At 38.9% G+C, this 19421-nt stretch carries 15 protein-coding genes and 1 tRNA gene; 4 read left to right on the plus strand and 12 right to left on the minus strand.

Annotated features, from left to right (window positions below; translation table 11 throughout):
- Window positions 1-244 precede the first annotated feature (244 nt).
- Window positions 245-2911 carry a hybrid sensor histidine kinase/response regulator gene (locus tag J8L70_RS01930; protein ID WP_211053782.1) on the plus strand — a complete coding sequence of 889 codons (2667 nt, stop codon included), beginning with the start codon at window positions 245-247 and terminating at the stop codon, window positions 2909-2911.
- Here J8L70_RS01930 and rimI read toward each other — a convergent pair.
- The 5 genes from rimI to guaB form a co-directional block, all read right to left on the minus strand.
- Window positions 2908-3381: a ribosomal protein S18-alanine N-acetyltransferase gene (rimI, locus tag J8L70_RS01935; RefSeq protein ID WP_211053783.1), complete on the minus strand. Its 474-nt coding sequence runs from the start codon at window positions 3379-3381 to the stop codon at window positions 2908-2910. The two genes, J8L70_RS01930 and rimI, sit on opposite strands and share 4 nt — an antisense overlap.
- Window positions 3368-3658 carry a hypothetical protein gene (locus tag J8L70_RS01940; RefSeq protein ID WP_211053784.1) on the minus strand — a complete coding sequence of 97 codons (291 nt, stop codon included), beginning with the start codon at window positions 3656-3658 and terminating at the stop codon, window positions 3368-3370. The genes rimI and J8L70_RS01940 overlap by 14 nt, the downstream gene beginning before the upstream one ends.
- 65 nt (window positions 3659-3723) lie before the next feature.
- Window positions 3724-3800, minus strand: a tRNA-Trp gene (locus J8L70_RS01945).
- Window positions 3801-3956: 156 nt separating this feature from the next.
- On the minus strand, window positions 3957-5534 hold the full coding sequence (gene guaA / locus J8L70_RS01950; protein WP_211053785.1) for a glutamine-hydrolyzing GMP synthase: 1578 nt from the start codon (window positions 5532-5534) through the stop codon (window positions 3957-3959).
- 97 nt (window positions 5535-5631) lie between these two features.
- Window positions 5632-7101 carry an IMP dehydrogenase gene (gene guaB, locus J8L70_RS01955; RefSeq protein ID WP_211053786.1) on the minus strand — a complete coding sequence of 490 codons (1470 nt, stop codon included), beginning with the start codon at window positions 7099-7101 and terminating at the stop codon, window positions 5632-5634.
- A 314-nt stretch (window positions 7102-7415) separates the two neighbouring features.
- Here guaB and xseA point away from each other — a divergent pair, with 314 nt between their 5' ends.
- On the plus strand, window positions 7416-8747 hold the full coding sequence (gene xseA, locus J8L70_RS01960; RefSeq protein ID WP_211053787.1) for an exodeoxyribonuclease VII large subunit: 1332 nt from the start codon (window positions 7416-7418) through the stop codon (window positions 8745-8747).
- Window position 8748: 1 nt separating this feature from the next.
- Here the strand turns inward: xseA and J8L70_RS01965 are convergent, their stop codons facing one another.
- The 3 genes from J8L70_RS01965 to J8L70_RS01975 all read right to left on the minus strand — a co-directional run bounded on the left by J8L70_RS01965 (window position 8749) and on the right by J8L70_RS01975 (window position 13401).
- Window positions 8749-9375 (minus strand): hypothetical protein, encoded by a 627-nt coding sequence (locus J8L70_RS01965; protein ID WP_211053788.1) that lies wholly within the window; start codon window positions 9373-9375, stop codon window positions 8749-8751.
- Between the two features lie 26 nt (window positions 9376-9401).
- Window positions 9402-10220 (minus strand): serine O-acetyltransferase, encoded by an 819-nt coding sequence (gene cysE / locus J8L70_RS01970; protein ID WP_211053789.1) that lies wholly within the window; start codon window positions 10218-10220, stop codon window positions 9402-9404.
- 301 nt (window positions 10221-10521) lie between these two features.
- Entirely contained in the window at window positions 10522-13401 is a 2880-nt protein-coding gene (locus tag J8L70_RS01975; RefSeq protein ID WP_211053790.1) for a M16 family metallopeptidase, read from the minus strand.
- A 303-nt stretch (window positions 13402-13704) separates the two neighbouring features.
- Between J8L70_RS01975 and J8L70_RS01980 the strand changes: the two genes are divergently transcribed.
- Window positions 13705-14661: a methylenetetrahydrofolate reductase gene (locus tag J8L70_RS01980; RefSeq protein WP_211053791.1), complete on the plus strand. Its 957-nt coding sequence runs from the start codon at window positions 13705-13707 to the stop codon at window positions 14659-14661.
- A 92-nt stretch (window positions 14662-14753) separates the two neighbouring features.
- Here the strand turns inward: J8L70_RS01980 and J8L70_RS01985 are convergent, their stop codons facing one another.
- Window positions 14754-16001, minus strand: coding sequence for a DEAD/DEAH box helicase (locus tag J8L70_RS01985; RefSeq protein WP_211053792.1), 1248 nt, complete (start codon window positions 15999-16001; stop codon window positions 14754-14756).
- A 151-nt stretch (window positions 16002-16152) separates the two neighbouring features.
- Window positions 16153-16854, minus strand: a complete 702-nt coding sequence (locus tag J8L70_RS01990) for a DUF3581 family protein (protein WP_211053793.1) — start codon at window positions 16852-16854, stop codon at window positions 16153-16155.
- A gap of 170 nt (window positions 16855-17024) precedes the next feature.
- On the opposite strand from J8L70_RS01990, the gene J8L70_RS01995 reads away from it, so the two are divergent.
- Window positions 17025-17444 carry a hypothetical protein gene (locus tag J8L70_RS01995; RefSeq protein ID WP_211053794.1) on the plus strand — a complete coding sequence of 140 codons (420 nt, stop codon included), beginning with the start codon at window positions 17025-17027 and terminating at the stop codon, window positions 17442-17444.
- A gap of 69 nt (window positions 17445-17513) precedes the next feature.
- Here the strand turns inward: J8L70_RS01995 and gltX are convergent, their stop codons facing one another.
- Window positions 17514-18998, minus strand: coding sequence for a glutamate--tRNA ligase (gene gltX, locus J8L70_RS02000; protein ID WP_211053795.1), 1485 nt, complete (start codon window positions 18996-18998; stop codon window positions 17514-17516).
- A gap of 40 nt (window positions 18999-19038) precedes the next feature.
- Window positions 19039-19398 carry a glutathione S-transferase N-terminal domain-containing protein gene (locus J8L70_RS02005; protein ID WP_211053796.1) on the minus strand — a complete coding sequence of 120 codons (360 nt, stop codon included), beginning with the start codon at window positions 19396-19398 and terminating at the stop codon, window positions 19039-19041.
- Window positions 19399-19421 lie beyond the last annotated feature (23 nt).

Genomic DNA, 19421 nt, shown 5'->3' on the forward strand with positions numbered 1-19421 from the left:
TTAGTCAGCATCCCGAAAAGTTAATCGTAATTAAAGACTATTTTCGCTGATCTTGGCGTTATAAACAATCAATGCTTAGTGATTTAAGGCACTTTTTAGCTTAAATGTTTTTACTCTGCGGTTTTTTATTCATTAAAGGGCGCTATCCTCCTAAAAACAACACTTATATTACGATATTTATTTAAGTACTTGAGAAAAAATGACTTAAACAATAGTATTGAACTCTTATGTGGAGGTAAGCTGTTTGTCAGAAAAAACAAGTAAGTTAAGTGTTCGCCTACTTTGGTACATAACACCATTGGTGATATTGCCGTTAGTATTTTTAGGTGGGTTTACCCTCACTAACGTTACTCACTCAACTGAAAAACAAGCAAACCTTATAATGAGCCGCTTTGTAGAGCAGCAACAGCAAAAGGTATTTAACTACATCGACTCATTTCAGGCCGTGACTAAACTGCTTGCAAAATCCCCTGTACTAAATGATTTTTTAAAAACAACCCATTCAGATATTGATAATTCAACAACCAATCGGTTAATTGCATTAATGGATGTATTTGCCAGCTACAGTGAAGCTTACCCCGATATAATGAGTATTAATTTAATATCGGACAACGCAGTTAGCCACGCTTATTACTCTAATAAACTAAATTCAGCCCCCGGATATTATGCTTTTCTTGATAAGGCAATACACAGCCCACTCAACGAACAACAATTTATGTTACAAAAGGAAAGTGGCAGCACACAGTTGTATTTTGTAAAGCGTATATATAGCGATGATTTTTATGTTACAGGCGCAAAAGAAGTCGCCTTTTTAGTACTTACTATTAACCCATCAATCATTAATAGCAGCATATTAGAGTCTTCATACGATAATACGTTAAATTTACTGATGAACGAAGAAGGGAAAATACTATTTAGCTCTCAACCTAAGTTGCGAGGCCAATATTTAAGTGTGCATGAATTTAGCAAAATAGAAGCTCTAGCTAATTTTGATTCTTTATCAACAATTGAACTTTCAAGTATTGATAAGCTAGAACGTTTGGTCGTTACAGAAAAAGTGAGTGGCCACTATTATTATGTATCAACCATCCCAAAAGACATTTTATACCAATCAGGTAAAGCTATTAGCTTAATAACCAGCTTTATTGTAATTATCTCTGTGATCATATTACCTTTACTGATTTTTATTGTTGTACGTAATTTATTACTTAACCCAATAGAGCAACTTGGTGTCGCGAGTAAGCGTGCGGGTGATGGTGACTTATCTGTCCGCTTAACCATTGAAGCGCAAGATGAAATGGGCTCATTATTTAATGAATTTAACTATATGATTCAACAAATAAAGCACTATCAAGAAGAGCTTGAACAATATAAATATCACTTAGAAGAGAAAGTAGAAAGTAGAACTCAAGCACTCAAAAGTATGAACAAAAAACTAGAGCTTGCAATCACTCAAGCAGAGCAAGCAAATCAGTTAAAAAGTCGTTTTTTGGCTAACATGAGTCACGAAATACGCACCCCGCTAACCGCTATTATGGGGTTTACTGAACAACTCTTTAATCACAAAGAAAATAGCAGTAATAAACAACATTTAAGTACAATTTTAAGAAACTCAAAGCATTTGCTAGAGCTGATTAATAATATACTCGACTTATCTAAAATTGAGGCCGAAAAACTGGTTGTAGAATCAGCTAAAATAAATGTTGCCGATTTAATACATGATATAGAATCAATCATTACTCCATTAGCCAATGAAAAACAGTTAAACTTTAATATCGAATATGCATTTCCACTACCACATTTTATTTATAACGACGTCACACGTTTAAAACAAATTTTAATTAACATCGTTAGTAATGCCGTAAAATTTACTGAGCAAGGGACTATCACCTTATGTGTACATTATCGAATCGATAGCCAGCAAATTGAGTTTGTGGTTATTGATACCGGTATAGGCATGAGCCGTCAGCAAATAAACCAGGTGTTCAAACCTTTTACTCAAGCAGATGCTACAACGACACGGCAATTTGGTGGTACTGGATTAGGGTTAAGTATTTCTAAAAAGCTAACCTTGCTGCTCGGTGGCGATATAAATGTAAGAAGTGAATTAGGAGCAGGGTCTCGCTTTTCTATTACTATTGCGTGCCATCTATATGATGAGCACTTTACACCGGTTATGATCAATGAAATATCTCAATTAACACCGCAAATAGACCCTCTATTATCCTTTGCTAATCAAAGTTTTGATGCAAAGATTTTAGTTGCAGAAGATAATCCCGATAATCAACTACTCATAAAACTGTTATTACAAACATGGGGTCTTGAACCCGACATTGTGAGTAATGGCGCCCAAGCAGTAGAAATGGCACTGGTAAACGACTATCAATTAATAATTATGGATATGCAAATGCCTGTCATGGGTGGTTTAGAAGCGACAGAGCTATTACGTCACTCAGCTTACGAAGGGCCCATTATTGCTTTAACAGCTAATGTAATGAACCACGATATTGAAACCTACCTTAATGCCGGTTGTAATGCTTCATTAGCTAAACCAATAGATAAAATCGCACTAGAAAAAGCGTTGGTTAACTACCTAAAAATTGAAAAGCATAATCAAAGTAAATGGGATGAGTTACTACACAGTGATAATTATAAAACAATCAATGCAGGCTATGTAGCTAGTTTACCTGATTATATAGAGCAGATTAATGAATTAAAACACGATAAAGCAGCTTTAAAAAGCCTTGCTCATAATATTAAAGGTAGCGCTGGTTGTTTTAATTTTAACGAAATATATCAGTGTGCAAGCAAACTTGAACAGGCATTACAAAACAATATAAACACACCTGTTAACTCATTAATTAACGACTTAATTGACGCATTAAATAATGCAATTCCCATTAATGTTTAACAGTCTTTAAACCCTAAACTAAGTGCCATTCCCATTAAAATAGCATCTTCGTAGCCATTTTTTGTAAGCTCATTACTCGGGTAATAGTTTTTACGAACTGACATCGTTATAAAGCCCATATGTTCGTATAAGGCTATAGCGCGCTGATTAGACTCTCTTACTTCTAAAAATATATTTTCAGCTTGTTCTGAATGAGCATAATCAATAAACTGATTTAATAGTTTTGTTGCAATTCCCTGACCTTGCTCTTGCGGTCGAACGCAAATATCCATTAACGTCAAATCAGGTCCGGCTTTTTCGCCAATATAAAAACCAACCATTGTGCCTTTATTAAATGCGGCTAAATTAAAATAACGCCCACCAATACACGAACTCATTGTTTTGGTTGTCCAAGGATGCGTATGACATACGGTTTCAATGGCCATTAATTGCGTTATTTCGCTGGTGTCTACGGGTTTAAATATTATCAAGGTATTGGCTCATTACTGTCCACAATGCACGTTTATCATCACTGCTTAAATGCTCACTCGGGAGTGTTAATTGCTGCTCGCTAAGCGTAATTTCGCTAGCCTGTAACCATTTAGTTATAACCATGGGATGCAAAGCACGGTCAATATCATCACGTAGCTGCTTATTAACAGATAAAGACTTTACGTCATCTATTGGGAGATCATTCGTTGGGGAACGAAAATGTTGATTTAATACAAGGTTTTCAATACCAAATACAGCTGCGTAACGTGAATTCATAACAACTCAATGAAGTTAGTAGGTAAAGTAATATAAGAAGTATTAAAAATGATGTAAAGAAGAAATGGCAGGGGCGGAGAGATTCGAACTCCCAACCGTCGGTTTTGGAGACCGCTGTTCTACCAATTGGAACTACGCCCCTGCAATGTCGACGAATTATAGAGACCTTTGAGCAAAGGTAAAGTAAAAAATCACTTTTTTGGTTCAACTGCTTTTAAAATAAACAAAACGACGAATTAGCAGGCTAATTCGTCGTTTAAATAAGGTAAAAACATCAAAACCTATTAAAGGTTAATTGTTATTCCCATTCAATTGTTGCTGGTGGTTTACCCGAAATATCGTAAACAACACGAGAAATGCCGTCAATCTCGTTGATGATACGGTTTGAAACCACCCCTAAGAACTCATAAGGTAAATGCGACCAACGCGCCGTCATAAAGTCAATAGTTTCAACACAACGAAGTGATACAACCCAATCGTATTTACGCGCATCACCCATTACTCCTACCGATTTAACCGGTAAGAACACGGTAAACGCTTGGCTTACTTTATGATACAAGTCTGCTTTGTGCAGCTCTTCAATAAAGATAGCATCAGCTCGGCGTAGTAAATCACAATACTCTTTTTTGATTTCACCAAGTACACGTACACCTAAACCAGGACCAGGGAATGGGTGGCGGTATAGCATGTCGTAAGGTAAACCAAGCTCTAAGCCTATTTTACGTACTTCATCTTTAAATAACTCACGTAGCGGCTCAACTAAGCCCATCTTCATGTCATCAGGCAATCCACCCACATTATGATGCGATTTAATAACATGTGCTTTACCTGTCGCCGATGCAGCCGATTCGATAACATCTGGATAAATCGTACCTTGGCCTAACCATTTGGCATTTTTAAGCTTTTTAGATTGCTCATCAAATACGTTGATAAACGTATGGCCGATTGCTTTGCGCTTGTCTTCTGGATCAGATTTACCAGCAAGATCAGCTAAAAATTGATCTTCTGCATCGACTTTAACAATGTTTAAGCCAAACTTATTACCAAACATATCCATAACTTGTTGGCCTTCGTTTAAACGAAGTAATCCGTTATCAACAAACACACACGTTAATCTATCACCAATAGCGCGATGGATAAGCATAGCAACAACAGACGAATCAACACCGCCCGATAAACCTAAAATAACTTCGTCATCACCAACGGTGTCTTTAATGCGTTCAATAGCATCGTCGATGATTTTTGCTGGAGTCCATAATTTTTCACAACCACAAATATCAATTGCAAAACGCTCTAATAAACGTTGGCCTTGGTGGGTATGTGTCACTTCTGGATGAAATTGTACACCATAAAAACGCTTTTCTTCGTTAGACATTGCCGCATGAGGACATGTTGATGTTTTTGCTGTTGTATTAAAACCAGCAGGTACAGACATCACTTTATCGCCATGACTCATCCACACATCTAAAATACCGTTGCCAGCATCACTTAGGCTGTCTTCAATAGCGTCAAATAAAGCACAATTACCCACTTTCTCTACTTGTGCGTAACCAAACTCTTTATGCTCAGAGCTATGTACGTTACCACCTAGTTGCATTGCCATGGTTTGCATACCGTAACAAATGCCTAATACAGGAACTCCTGCATTAAATACATATTCAGGTGCACGTGGGCTGTTATCAAGGGTTGTTGACTCAGGGCCACCCGATAAAATAATACCTTGAGGGTTAAATTCGCGAATTTGTTCCTCAGTTACATCCCATGCCCACAGCTCACAGTAAACGCCTATTTCGCGTATACGTCGTGCTATAAGTTGAGTGTACTGCGAACCAAAATCTAAAATTAGAATTCGTGAATCGTGAATATCTTTGCTCATGGAGTGTCTCGTAATGTCTGATACAAAATTCCACTAATTTGCTTAGTGGCTATTAAAGAGGGCTGGTAATGCCAGCCCCGTAATATTAAATTGTTGTTTAACCTAAGCGGTAGTTAGGCGCTTCTTTGGTAATTTGCACGTCGTGCACATGCGACTCACCCATACCCGCTGAGGTAACACGTACAAACTGAGGTTTAGTGTTCAGCTCATCAATAGTGGCACAACCGGTTAAGCCCATTGCACTGCGCAGGCCACCTACTTGCTGATGAATAATAGTCGCAATTGGACCCTTATAAGCCACTCGGCCTTCAATTCCTTCTGGCACTAATTTGTCAGCTTGGTTTGATTTTTGGAAGTAGCGATCTGAAGAACCTTCTTTTTGGTTCATCGCACCTAAGCTACCCATACCACGATATGATTTGTAGTAACGCCCTTGATATAGCTCAACTTCACCTGGCGCTTCTTCTGTACCAGCTAGCATTGAACCAACCATCACACATGAAGCACCCGCAACAAGTGCTTTAACAATATCACCAGAAAAACGAATACCACCATCGGCAATCACTGGAATATCACGGCCTTTTAAGCCTTCAACAGCATCTGAAATAGCAGTAATTTGCGGAACACCACAACCTGTAACGATACGTGTTGTACAAATAGAGCCTGGGCCAATCCCCACTTTTACCGCATCAACACCGGCATCAGCTAAAGCAATTGCACCTTCTGCGGTCGCAACGTTACCTGCAACAATTTGTAAATCAGGAAATGCTTGGCGTGTTGCCGCTACACGGTCGATAACGCCTTGCGAGTGACCGTGTGAAGTATCAATTAATAATACATCAACACCCGCTTCAACTAATGCAGCAATACGCTCATCAGTTCCAGCGCCAACACCAACAGCAGCACCAACACGTAAACGACCTTGCTCATCTTTACATGCATCAGGTTTATCTTGGGCTTTTTGGTAATCTTTAACGGTGATCATGCCCTTTAATTTAAATGCATCATCAACCACTAAGATTTTTTCAATGCGATATTCATGCATTAAACCTAAGATTTCTTCACGTGGTGCACCTTCTTTTACTGTTACTAACTTATCTTTAGTTGTCATAACAGTTGAAACAGGTTGCTCTAGTTTCGTTTCAAAACGCATATCGCGTCCGGTAACGATACCTAACAGGTTGTTATCGTTATCGGTAACAGGGAAACCTGAAAAACCTTTTTCATCAGAAAGCACCATGGCATCAGCAATCGTTAAATCAGCTGGCACAGTGACGGGGTAAGAAACAATACCCGCTTCATAGGTTTTTACTTTACGCACATTATTTGCTTGTTCTTCAACAGTCATGTTTTTATGAATAAAACCCAGACCGCCCTCTTGAGCAAGCGCTATCGCTAAACGAGCTTCGGTAACAGTGTCCATAGACGCTGAAACTAATGGCAAGTTAAGTTTGATACCACGCGTTAAGCGAGTTGAAATATTTGCCGTGTGTGGCAAAACAGTAGAATGACCCGGTACTAAAAGTACGTCATCAAAGGTAAGAGCTTCTTTAGCAATTCTAAGCATTTTGGCAACTTCTCACTTGTGGATATAGATAAGGAATTGCGGCCAAATTTTAACAGCGTTATTGCAATGAGTAAATAATAATTTAGAGATATTTATGATAATATAGCCTCTATTGGCCTTTGCAGATTAAATTTGCAGTCGTTTGTTAGGTATTTAGCCAAGGTTAAACCTATTGTAGTGTCGTTATTTCTCATAAATAGGCGATAACGTAACAACAATGCCAAACAAACGCAGCCCAAAGGGTTCAGCCTAGGGGCGATTAACTCTTCATGACTCGGTTTTTACTTAGCCCAAAATAGAATTAGGTTGTTTTTATGTTTTCAACGCCCACACACACCGTGTACACCGTTTCACGTCTTAACAAAGAGATCCGCGGTGTTCTTGAGCAAGGTTTCTCTTCGTTAGTACTCACGGCTGAAGTATCAAATTTTATTACTCCAGCTTCTGGGCATTGGTATTTTTCACTAAAAGACGATAAAGCCCAAATTAAAGCAGCTATGTGGCGTGGGAACAATCGCCACCAACGTTATCGCCCAACAAATGGTGAGCAAGTAACTGTCAGAGCACGTGTATCACTTTATGAACCTCGTGGTGATTATCAGCTTATTGTTGAACACATGGAACCTGCTGGCGAGGGGCAACTTAAACAAGAATTTGATGCATTAAAAATGCGCCTCGCGGCACAAGGGCTATTCAGCTCGGCGTATAAAAAACCCATACCAAAGATAATTAACCGTATTGGTGTTGTTACTTCGGCCACCGGTGCTGCAATTAAAGATATTTTAACAGTTCTTAAACGCCGAGCACCTCAACTAGAAGTTGTTATTTACCCTGCTATGGTACAAGGCAAAGAAGCTCATCTACATCTAATTAATCAAATTCAACTGGCGAATGCTCGAAACGAAGTCGATGTCCTTATTTTAGGGCGTGGCGGTGGGTCTTTAGAAGATCTATGGTGTTTTAATCATGAGCAGTTAGCACACGCTATTTACCAAAGCACTCTGCCTATCGTCAGTGCTGTCGGTCACGAAATTGATACAACGATTAGTGACTATGTTGCAGATGTTCGTGCGGCCACACCTTCAGCAGCTGCAGAGTTAGTAAGCCCTAACTCGCAAGAATTACATAATCAAATAAGTCGTTTAATTGCCAATTTATATAACGCATTTAAACATCAGCTAAACACCCAAAATAGCATTGCAACCCAGTGGGGACATCGCTTAAATTTATGTCATCCACGTAACCAACTTAATCAGCAATCACAACGTTTAGATGAATTACAGCTTGCTTTACACCAAGCAATGCAAAACCGATTACATCAGCATGAGCGCATGATTAACCAATCAATCGCAAGCTTAATGCGTAAATCTCCTGATAAGGCACTGGCCAATAGTAGCCACCAGCTACAACTGTTACAAACTCGGCTCAGTCAGGCTATAAACCAGCAATTGCAAGCAGGGAAAAACGCCCTAGCAATACATGCTAGTCGTCTTGATTCAGTGAGTCCATTAAACGTATTATCGCGCGGATATAGCATTACTAAAAACGCACAAGGCGAAGTAATAAAATCCATTTCTCAAGTTAATGTAGGTGACATCATTACCACCGAGTTAGTAGATGGACAGTTAATATCTCAGCGCCAATAAATTATTTTGTACTGATAGTGTACGTTACTTGGTTATTGTTATTTATCACCAAAGTATAATTAAATTGCTGCCACCAAGGCTGTTTTAGCAGAAAGTCATTCACATTACGCCAATAATATAGATCGTGTCCGTCATTTAAATCATGAGTTAATGTAAACTGACAAACGGTTGCTTTACAGCCAAGCTCATCAAGTTGTAATTGTGGGTATAAATCGGCAGTTGCTACAAAGTCTTGTATCGCAGACTCAACTTGATAGGCCCAAGATTCATCGCGTTTTTGCAGGCTTAATAAATTTTCAAAATAAACAATTGATTGATTGTCGCGGGTGGCATTTGCTTGTTGTAACGCTAAAAGTTGTGCTTGTTGCGCTGTAATTGTTTCGCTCAGGGTGCTTATTTGTTGTTTTAATTGTTGATTTTCTTGTTGCAATAATAACGTACTTTCGCTTGCATCGACTAAGCTAGATACTAATTTACCTTTGCTTAATAACGCTTTTGCTGCGGGTTGTACGCTAGTCTCATTGCTTGTGGTGATAATAGCTGACTCGCTCACCTTAAAATAAAGTCGGCTTAACAACGCACCACTGATAACAGCGATAAAAATAGTGAGTAAATAGGTAACACGCATAATGCTTTAATTACTCACATAATTATTTATAACATAGCACTTGTATGTGATTCGTTTTCAGGTTCGGGTTTAGCTAAAAAATTTTGATTCATACTTTGCGCCGGACACTCACAATCCGGTCGTCCAATAATTTTAGCTGGCACTCCTACCGCTGTGGTATGTGGTGGAACTGGACTTAATACGACAGAGCCTGCACCAATACGCGCTCCTTCGCCAACTTCAATATTACCCAGTACTTTTGCACCAGCGCCAATTAATACACCCGCTCTTATTTTAGGGTGGCGATCACCTTGCTCATTACCTGTTCCCCCAAGCGTAACCGATTGGAGTATTGATACGTTGTCTTCAATGACTGCAGTTTCGCCAATAACAATACCGGTGGCATGGTCAAACATGATCCCCTGCCCTACTTTACAAGCAGGATGAATATCAACACCAAACACTTCAGAAGTACGGCTTTGTATAAAACGTGCTAGCTCTTTTCTATTTTGCTGCCATAAGCAATTTGCTAAACGATGTGCTTGAATAGCATGAAAACCTTTTAGGTTTAATATAACGGTAAGGTAAGTTTCGGCTGCAGGGTCACGATCTTTTACCGCTTTCATATCTTTTGCTACATGGGTGAGCATACGATCGCATTTAACAAATGCCTGATCAAATAGTTCTCTAATAGTAAATGCAGAGACCACAGCATCGGCTAATTTATTAGCAACAATAAAACTCAGTGCAGAACCTAAGCAATCATGATTTAAAATACACGAATAAACATGGCTCGCTAATAGGGGCTCACGTTTAACTAACTCGTTTGCTTCATCGCGAAGCTGTTGCCAAATTTCATGACGCATTATATGACCTTACATAAATACAAAAGATGCTTTACTTGAGTTTAACGGATTTAACCGCATAGGTGTTAACCTCTTAGATATTTGTTCTGGTTATTAGATATAACTAATAAATAAAAAATGGTTTAGTTTGCTCTATGCATCGTTAGCACAATACAAAAAACCCACTCTTTTAATGTAAAGATTTAAGCCACCAGCAATAAGATTAGTCGAATTAGGCGCTGTAGCAGTGAGTAAAAAGGGGTTAATTAAATGAAAAAGCCCCAATCATGGGGCTATTACTTTTACCACACAATGTGAGGGTTTACTTAAATACACTATCGACTTTAAGTACTTCAATATTTTCACTTGGAATTGCTAACGAGTACTGAGCAATCTCTTTATCTTCGGCCACCAACGCTGCGGGTTTATCCGTATTATAAACCATTGGTGATGTTTGCTCTGTTGCTAAACGGTTTTTCATATCTATTGCGTCTGCGCTAATAAATACGTACTGAACGTTATCGGTTTGCAAATTCTCTTTAATCACACGATTTACATCTGATAAAGTCAGCTTTTCAAGCTTACTGGTTACGTATTTTACAAACGACTCTGTGTTATAGAATTCGCTATCGAGTGCATAACCTAATTGACGATTTTGACTTGCAACCATTTGCGGGACAAAGTTAATTAAAAAGTTTCGAGTGGCTTCAAAATCATCCTCACTTAAGCCGTTTTTAATCAGTTTATCAAGTTCAAATAAAGCGGTACGAGTAGCAAAATGTGCATCATTATTTGTACGTAGTGGGCGTAGCCATACTTGGAATATTTGTTCAGAGCGCCCTAAATTTGCATCGGGTTTAGTTTGAAACATCCCACGTGGAAAATATTCAATGTAAGCATAATCACCGTAGTTCATACCACGGGTTTGTCGAATACGTTCATACAAATATGAATTTGAGCTACGGTGCTCGCCAAAATACGAGCGTACAAGCCAAAGTGCGGTCCAATCCTCGCTACTACGAATCGTATCTATAGGAAAGCCAAATGAAACCGCTGTAGATTGCGCCTGCTTTTCTACAATAGTTGCATGATGACCTTTCAGTTCAGGTGCATCTGGAATACTTAACCGGCTTTGCTCACCTTTGGGAAGCGTTGCTAAGTCACTCATCATATTTGCTTTAAGTTCAGCCGGTACAGCACCAATTAGCCCTAAAGTTAGTTTAGCCTGTGTAAGCTCGCGATTATAAAATGCTTTAACATCTTCAAGGGTAAGCGCTTGTAAATCCGAAATATCTCCGTAGTTATAGCTCTCATAAGGGTGACCTTTATAAAGCGTACTATAAAGTACTTCTTTTCCTAGCTCTTCGTCGTTAGATGCTTTTAAGCCCGATTTGATCCCATCGATCATTTCTTTTTTAAGGCGCTTAAAGTCATCTTCTCTAAATCCTGGGTTGAGTAACTGATCGCTCACAAGTGCATACCAAGTTTGGGCGTTATCTTTATGGATACGTCCTTGAAAAGATAGCATTTCTTTATCTATTTGATAACCAAAGCTACCCGCTAATGGGTATAAGGCTTTTTGTATTTCTTTATAACTGGTGCTTTGTGAACCACCTTGAGCAAGCATTGCAGCGGTGAGCGCTGCAACCCCTTTTTTCCCTTTCGGGTCGGCAGCTGCGCCTGTATTAAATAAAAAGTTAACATCAATTAATGGCGAGCTATTCGTTTTATCAAGCACTTTAAATAACGTCGCTTCGGGCGCCTTATCAAGCTGCGCAACTAATGCATTTAAGTTCGCTTCTTGTGCAAACCCAGGGATGTTATCGAGTGCAGACATCGTTACCGTGGTACGACTATTATCAACAAAGTATTTATTGGCAACGGCTTTAATGTCTTCTGCTGTAATATTATCAGCTGATTTATAAAGTTGATTAATAACCTGTGGGTCGCGCTCAAAATGCATGTATCGAGCGAGTGTCGAAGCTATGGCTTGTGAAGAGTCTAATCCATTAATAAAACTATATTTAAGATTCGATTTTAAATCGCTGAGTTTTTTGCTATCAATTAATTCTGTACGTGCTTTTGCATATGTACGATTAATTGCATCTCGCGCTGTGGCTAAATCGTCTGCGTTTTCTACTTTTACAAAAACGTGTAATAACCCTGGATCTTTAGTTTCTGGGTTATAAGTAAACATTTGACTCGCTATCTGTTTTTCTACTACCAATTCTTGATAAAGCGATGAGTTATCTGAAAAATAAAGTTGCGATAGTAAATCAAGGGCTGCGCGATCCTTTTTCTGTGGTTGCCAAGCCACCCCTTTATACGATACCAATAGCCAATGCCCTGGTAAGCCTTCATTTTTTTCGTGTATATACTTAGGCGCTTGTTGAACAGGCTCGGCTTTAATATCGGCAACATAATCGCCTTTTTTCCAGCCACCCCAGTGCTTTTTAACCATGGCCATGGTTTCTTGCGGGTCGACATCACCCACTATCACAAGCGACACATATTCGGGTTTATAAAATTTAGCAAAAAACTCTTTACCGTATGCCATTTGATCAGGCATTGCTTCTATGTCTTCAAAAAAGCCCATTGTAGTATGTTTATAGGTATGTTTATCAAATGCTTCATTACGAACAGCACTAAGCAGTTTACGAATTGGGCTGGCGTTGTTTTTTAAATATTCGCCTTTTACGGTTAATGCTTCGGTTCTAAATTGCTCTTCTGAATACGTTAAATCTTGAAAAATATCGGCTTCAATTTCAAGCACTTTATCAAGGTGCTGCTTTGAAAAATTTAAATGGTAGTTGGTATAATCATTTGTCGTATATGCCCGATTATCCACCCCTGAGTTTTTCAAAATATCGGTATAAATTTCTTCTGGGAACTTTTTAGAACCTTTAAACATCATGTGTTCAAAAAAATGAGCAAAGCCTGTTTTTCCTTCTTCCACTTCGTTGCGAGAGCCAACCGATACCGGAATTTGTAGTGACACCACATCTGGGTAATCGGTTTTAACGACCATGACACGTAAGCCATTATCTAACTCTTCGAGTAAGTAGGCTTGTGAAAATACACCACTGTGCGAATTAGTTTCTTTAGCATAGTCAATGTCACTGTTCGTTGTGCTTTGTTGCATTGCACAGCCACTTAACGCTAATGACACTGCGAAGCTGGTTGCTAATAACTTAAATTTCATAATTATTCCTTGCTGGGTAATTTCATATCCAAACCACTTTCATTAAGCAAGCTGTAAAAATGCATCGTGGGGGTGTATGAATATATTTATTATTTTATGACTTGATTATGCCGCAAAGGTCACAAAAATAAGAGTATTAAGGCTATTTATTGTGTAAACAACTGTGTCAATTATCTTGCAACTTGCACACACTATGAAAAAACCTCATAACGATTGAGAAAGTTTCACTAAAAAAAACTATCTAGCCGTCTAAATGGCTGTTATATTAATTCTATCGCAACTTACCAAGCTGGAATGAGGATTATGGCTTTATCATTAAAAGAAAAAATCGAAGACACTAACCAAGGAGTGTATTTGATAGGCACAACTCCACCAAAAGTGGGCACTGATAAAGCGCAGCTAAAAGCCATTGCCGAAAAACTGCTAGGGCGTTTACACGAAATTGAATACGATGGAGTGGTTATTTACGATATACAAGATGAAAGTAGTCGTACTGAACAAGCGCGCCCATTTCCATTTAAACAAACAGTAGACCCACGCGAGTACAGTCGCTTACTTCGCGATTTATCAAACCTTGATGTTATCACTTATAAAAGTGTGGCTCAGCGCAGCGCAACCGAATTTACCCACTGGTTAGATGAAACCAAGCAAGAGTATGGTTTAAATAACTTAGTACTGGTTGGCAGCCCTTCATCGTCAGGCGATATTAAGCTAAGTTTGCCTGATGCCTATAAAGCACTGGCGACAAAGCAAGACGATTTCTTTTTAGGCGGCGTGACTATTGCAGAGCGCCATGCCAGTAAACGTAATGAGCACGAGCGCCTTATAGAAAAAACAGCACAAGGGTGCCAATATTTTATTTCGCAAGCGGTTTATAACGCACAAGCAACAATTGATTTAATCACCAGTTATGCACGCAGTTGTAAAGCACAAGGAATTGCACCTAAACGAATTATTTTAACATTTACTCCATGTGGCGGACAAAAAACATTAGAGTTTATGCAGTGGCTAGGTATATCAGTGCCAGAGGCAACTAAATGGCGCATGCTCGATGCCGATAATACTTTAAGTGAATCAGTACGCATTTGCCGTGAAAACCTCGACTCAATACTCAAAAGCTGCGCGCACTTAAACGTACCACTAGGGTTAAATATCGAAAGCTTAACAAACCGTAAAGAAGAAATTGACGCATCAATTAATCTATACCGCTTACTTAAAGCAACGATGGAATTAAACCTTGCTGAAAAGCAAATAGCCTAATAACTCGCCCCTTACTTTCTGGTTAAAAGCAAGCGTCAGCGCTTGCTTTTAAAACCGATACACTCTTAGACACGTTTAAGAATATTAACACATTACTTTCTACGTCGATTTGACGAACGTTGCCCGGTGATGCGCTTTTTATCGCGATCTTTTCGTGCTTTATTGCTGTTTTTTCGATTATCTTTTGGTTTTTTATTAGGATCTGGCTCATACCCTGATAACCACTGCGGTGTTAAGCGTGTATCAAGTAATACTTCTATTTCTTCAAGTAACCATTGCTCATCAAGGCTGACTAACGACATCGCAAGCCCCTGCTCTCCAGCTCGCCCTGTACGCCCTATTCGATGAACGTAGTCTTCTGCTATGTAGGGGAGTTCAAAATTAATAACATAGCGTAAAGAAGAAATATCTAGACCACGGGCTGCCACATCGGTCGCCACTAACACTCTTGTGCTTCCTTGTTTAAAATTTTGTAATGCTCTATCACGGGCTCCTTGTGATTTATCTCCATGAATAGATTCGGTTTTTAAACCATCTTTACACATTTCTTTGGCCAGTTTGTCGGCCATTTGTTTCGTACGTGTAAAGATAAGCACTTGGCGCCAATTTTTCATACCAATCATGTGAGAAACAAGTTCGCGCTTACGATCTTCATCTACAGCGTAAATTATTTGCTCTACTTCAACCGCAGCAGAGTTACGTTTATCAACCTCTATAAGTTCAGGGTTTTTTAGTAGCTTTTTACTTAATTCAAATACGCTGTCGTCAAACGTTGCCGAAAATAATAACGTTTGGCGATCGCCTGGAATGTGGCGCAAAATACGTTTTATTTCGTCTATAAAGCCCATATCCAACATGCGATCAGCTTCATCAAACACTAATGAATCAACGCTTGATAAAATCACACTGCCTTTAATAATATGATCTAATAATCGCCCTGGGGTAGCAACAATCACTTGCGCATGCTTTAACGCTTTAATTTGTGGCCCAATGCTGGCCCCGCCATAGGCAAGGGCTCCTTTAATGTCTGTCCCTTGTGCGTATTTTTCAAAGCTGGCAAACACTTGTTGAGCAAGCTCTCGTGTTGGCGTTAATATTACGACGCGTGCACTGCCTGGTTCATTCTTTTTAGGGCTGTTTAATAGCTTGTGTAATAGTGGCAATACAAATGCAGCAGTTTTACCTGTGCCTGTTTGGGCACTGCCCATAACATCATTTCCCGCTAAAATAGGTGGAATAGTTTTAGCTTGAATTGCAGTGGGCTGAGTGTAATTATTTTGCTCAAGCGCAGTTAATAATAAAGGATCCAGAGCAAGTGATGTGAACGAAGTAACAGACATAAGTTTAGCTTTAACATGACAAAGAGCGACATTATACCTAACACAAACAAAAAAGGCGCTAAATAAGCATTGAATTTAGCACCTAATATCCCCCAATAACGTAAAAGTACGGTATTGGGCTCACTGAATTTATATAAAAATAAACTGAGTATTAAACCGGTTTTAATGTCTCTTTTCGTTGATTATAAAAAGTAATTAAATCATCAACGGTTGTTTGGCAATATTCACGGATCCCCGAAACTAGCATGTGTTTTTCTCCGCTGCCGACTTTTACTCCATTTTCGAGTAAATTAAATCGCAACGTAATTTTTCCACGCTTGCCTGTATGTTCAAAGCTCGGCTCAGCAAACTCAAGTGTTGGCGCTTTAATATCAAGATTATCTAAGTTAATCAGCATCGATTCGTAAATAACCATAGGGCGAGCTGGGTTTATCATCACGTTTTGCTTGCCCATTAATGGAATGATGATATGAGGAAAAGTAGTCCCTGAAAATTCGACATAATTTTTTATCAGACTATTTGTTAACGTCTCACACCGACGGGTGTTACCTTCACGTTTTACTTTTAATATGACTTTTTCGCCGTTAGTGATATTAAACTCTGAATCTGCGTCAGGAAAGTGAAGTTGTGTATTTTCATCAACCATTCCTGAAAAAACAAATTCCATATGCTCACTGATACCATAGCGCTCAAGCACTAATGAAAACAGCAAATCACCTGGCGCACAAAACTTTTTTGCATCTTTATCATGCAAAGGATTAAAGTCATCGGCAACACATTTAGCAAAGCGACAACCTTGCTCTCGAGAAATTGAAACATAGTCAGCATGTTGCTGAAAATAAGGACTTAACATAATGTTTTCACTACTTATACGAATTTTAACCCTGCCATACTATCAGAAAAATAATACAGAGAGGTCGAATCTGTTTACAAAGTAAAACAAATCCCCTTACAAGGTGACTAGAAAAAATCGTTTAAAGTATTTACTGTTAAAACATTATTTTTATTTAGTATGTCATTTTTATGTTTCGTATACTCTTTTTTAGCGTACTGTGTTTGCTTATATCGGCGTGTACTAGCATTCGGTTTGGTACAAATGTCACGTCTGATATTTTACAAACGCAAATTATCGAACACGTTGCTCGACGCGACCTGTATCAATTTATGGATGATCAATCGGCACATGAAAGTGGCGCAAGGCTGTTAGGGCGTGTTCAGGGTGAAAGCTGCTATGGCACAAACCAAAGCCCAGCTGATGCTAGAAGTTCTAAAAGTAATAGAAATATTGGTTACGAATTTGCTTATTCCCAAGCGACTGAGCGCCTTAAAGCCAATGTCATTAATATCGACGGTAATGCATACACGATAAACCAATGTCGTAAAGTAGCCCTCGGCCGTTGTGATATTGCCATACAATGTTATGGTCAGGCATATAGTTATTAGTCAGTCATACTCATTAGTAAATAAAAAGCCGAGCTTATTGTAAGCTCGGCTTTTTGCATTTAACGCATATTATGCACTTGGGTAAGTACGGTATGCACGCTCTATATTTTTAGCCTGTTTTTTAGAAATACCTATATGCGCAAGTGCAACACGTAAACGGGCACGCGATAAATCTGAGCCTAAAATTTCCATTGCATCAAGCACGGATGTTGACGAAGTTTTACCTGTAATTGCTACAAATATAGGCTCTAAAAAGTCTTTTATTTTAAGCTCATGGAACGTAGCCACTTCTTTTGCGATTGCAAAAATAGCAGGCTTGTCAAAACTACGTAAACCTTCAAGCTGCCAGACAAAGAATTGTAATGCTTGACGAATTACATTTTCATCTGCTTTACCAGCGGTTAATAGCGCAGGATCGTAAGAAGGAATACCACCTACAAAATGCCCTGCTAGATCCACCATATCCGAAAGAGTATTAATACGCGTTTTAGCTTCAGGTAATACTTTAGCTAACATGTCGCCGTTAAACTTCCAATCAACAAAGCGTTGAATTAACTGCTCGTCGGTTAGATTTTCGCGGATCCACATACCGTTTAACCAGCTTAATTTATCGACGTCGAACACTGGGCCACCAAGCGATACGCGCTTCATGTCAAAGTTTTCAATCATTTCATTAAGGGTGAACTTTTCACGCTCATCTGGCATTGACCAGCCCATACGGCCTAAGTAATTAAGCACGGCTTCTGGCAAGTAACCCATTTCTTTATAGTAATTAATCGATGTTGGATTTTTACGCTTAGAAAGTTTAGATTTATCAGGGTTACGTAATAATGGTAAATGCCCAAGAACTGGCGCTTCCCAACCAAAGTCTTCATACAACTTTAATAATTTAGGCGCTGAGTTAATCCACTCTTCACCACGGAAGATATGGCTAATTTGCATGTGGTGATCATCAACGACATTCGCTAAAAAGTAGGTAGGAAAGCCGTCTGCTTTTAAAAGCACTTGCATATCTACGTTTTCCCACGGGATTTCTATTTCATCACGTAAGTAATCGTTAAACTTAAAAGTGCCTTCGCTTGGAATTTTCATACGGATAACGTAAGGTTTTCCTGCTGCTAAATTTGCTTTAATTTCTTCATCGGTATGGTTTAAACCACGACCGTCGTATTTAGGGCGCAAACCTTCTGCCATTTGCTCTTCGCGCATCGCATCAAGCTCTTCGCTTGTTGCAAAACAGTAAAACGCTTTGCCATCATCAACTAACTGGTGTGCGTATTTTTTATATAAATCGCTACGCTCAGATTGGCGGTATGGACCAAAATCGCCACCAACATCAGGGCCATGATCCCACTCAAGTCCTAACCAACGAAGGCTATCCATAATAGCTTGCTCTGACTGTGCCGTGCTTCTTACTTGGTCGGTATCTTCAATTCGTAATACAAATTCACCACCTTGTTGTTTAGCAAAACAATAGTTAAATAAGGCGATATAAGCGGTGCCAAGGTGCGGGTCACCAGTTGGTGATGGAGCAACACGAGTGCGAATTGTCATGTTCTGTTCTCTTTAAAATAGGAAATAATATGAAAAATATTTAAGCTGCTACTTTATTTAAGTAAGCAATAATATCGTTTGATTCGTATAACCAGCTTACCTGACCATCTTGCTCTATACGTAAACAAGGCACTTTAATCTTGCCTCCTTGTGTTAAAAGCTCTTGGCGATACTGATCATTATTTTTAGCATCTCGTGTTTGTATATTTAAGCCTTCGCGTTTTATAGCTCGGCGCACTTTTACACAAAACGGGCATGCGTTGAATTGATATAATTTAAATTGACTGGTTTGTTGATCAAGACGTGCTTGCTCTTCACTAGCACGCTTTTTACTGCGCGGTGTAAATATAAAATTAAAAAACAATATTATACTGCCTAACACCCATCTAATTAATTTCATTTTTTATGCTCTGCTTGCATTAA

The sequence above is a fragment of the Pseudoalteromonas sp. MMG010 genome, assembly GCF_018100905.1.
Lineage (GTDB): Bacteria > Pseudomonadota > Gammaproteobacteria > Enterobacterales > Alteromonadaceae > Pseudoalteromonas.

Bases quoted from the DNA above. Each gene is read 5' to 3' on its own strand.
- guaA (WP_211053785.1), bottom strand. From the start codon at position 5,534: ATGAGCAAAGATATTCACGATTCACGAATTCTAATTTTAGATTTTGGT.
- guaB (WP_211053786.1), bottom strand. From the start codon at position 7,101: ATGCTTAGAATTGCTAAAGAAGCTCTTACCTTTGATGACGTACTTTTA.
- J8L70_RS01965 (WP_211053788.1), bottom strand. From the start codon at position 9,375: ATGCGTGTTACCTATTTACTCACTATTTTTATCGCTGTTATCAGTGGT.
- J8L70_RS02005 (WP_211053796.1), bottom strand. From the start codon at position 19,398: ATGAAATTAATTAGATGGGTGTTAGGCAGTATAATATTGTTTTTTAAT.
- J8L70_RS01990 (WP_211053793.1), bottom strand. From the start codon at position 16,854: ATGTTAAGTCCTTATTTTCAGCAACATGCTGACTATGTTTCAATTTCT.
- J8L70_RS01985 (WP_211053792.1), bottom strand. From the start codon at position 16,001: ATGTCTGTTACTTCGTTCACATCACTTGCTCTGGATCCTTTATTATTA.
- cysE (WP_211053789.1), bottom strand. From the start codon at position 10,220: ATGCGTCATGAAATTTGGCAACAGCTTCGCGATGAAGCAAACGAGTTA.
- J8L70_RS01995 (WP_211053794.1), top strand. From the start codon at position 17,025: ATGTTTCGTATACTCTTTTTTAGCGTACTGTGTTTGCTTATATCGGCG.
- J8L70_RS01940 (WP_211053784.1), bottom strand. From the start codon at position 3,658: ATGAATTCACGTTACGCAGCTGTATTTGGTATTGAAAACCTTGTATTA.
- xseA (WP_211053787.1), top strand. From the start codon at position 7,416: ATGTTTTCAACGCCCACACACACCGTGTACACCGTTTCACGTCTTAAC.
- J8L70_RS01980 (WP_211053791.1), top strand. From the start codon at position 13,705: ATGGCTTTATCATTAAAAGAAAAAATCGAAGACACTAACCAAGGAGTG.
- gltX (WP_211053795.1), bottom strand. From the start codon at position 18,998: ATGACAATTCGCACTCGTGTTGCTCCATCACCAACTGGTGACCCGCAC.
- J8L70_RS01975 (WP_211053790.1), bottom strand. From the start codon at position 13,401: ATGAAATTTAAGTTATTAGCAACCAGCTTCGCAGTGTCATTAGCGTTA.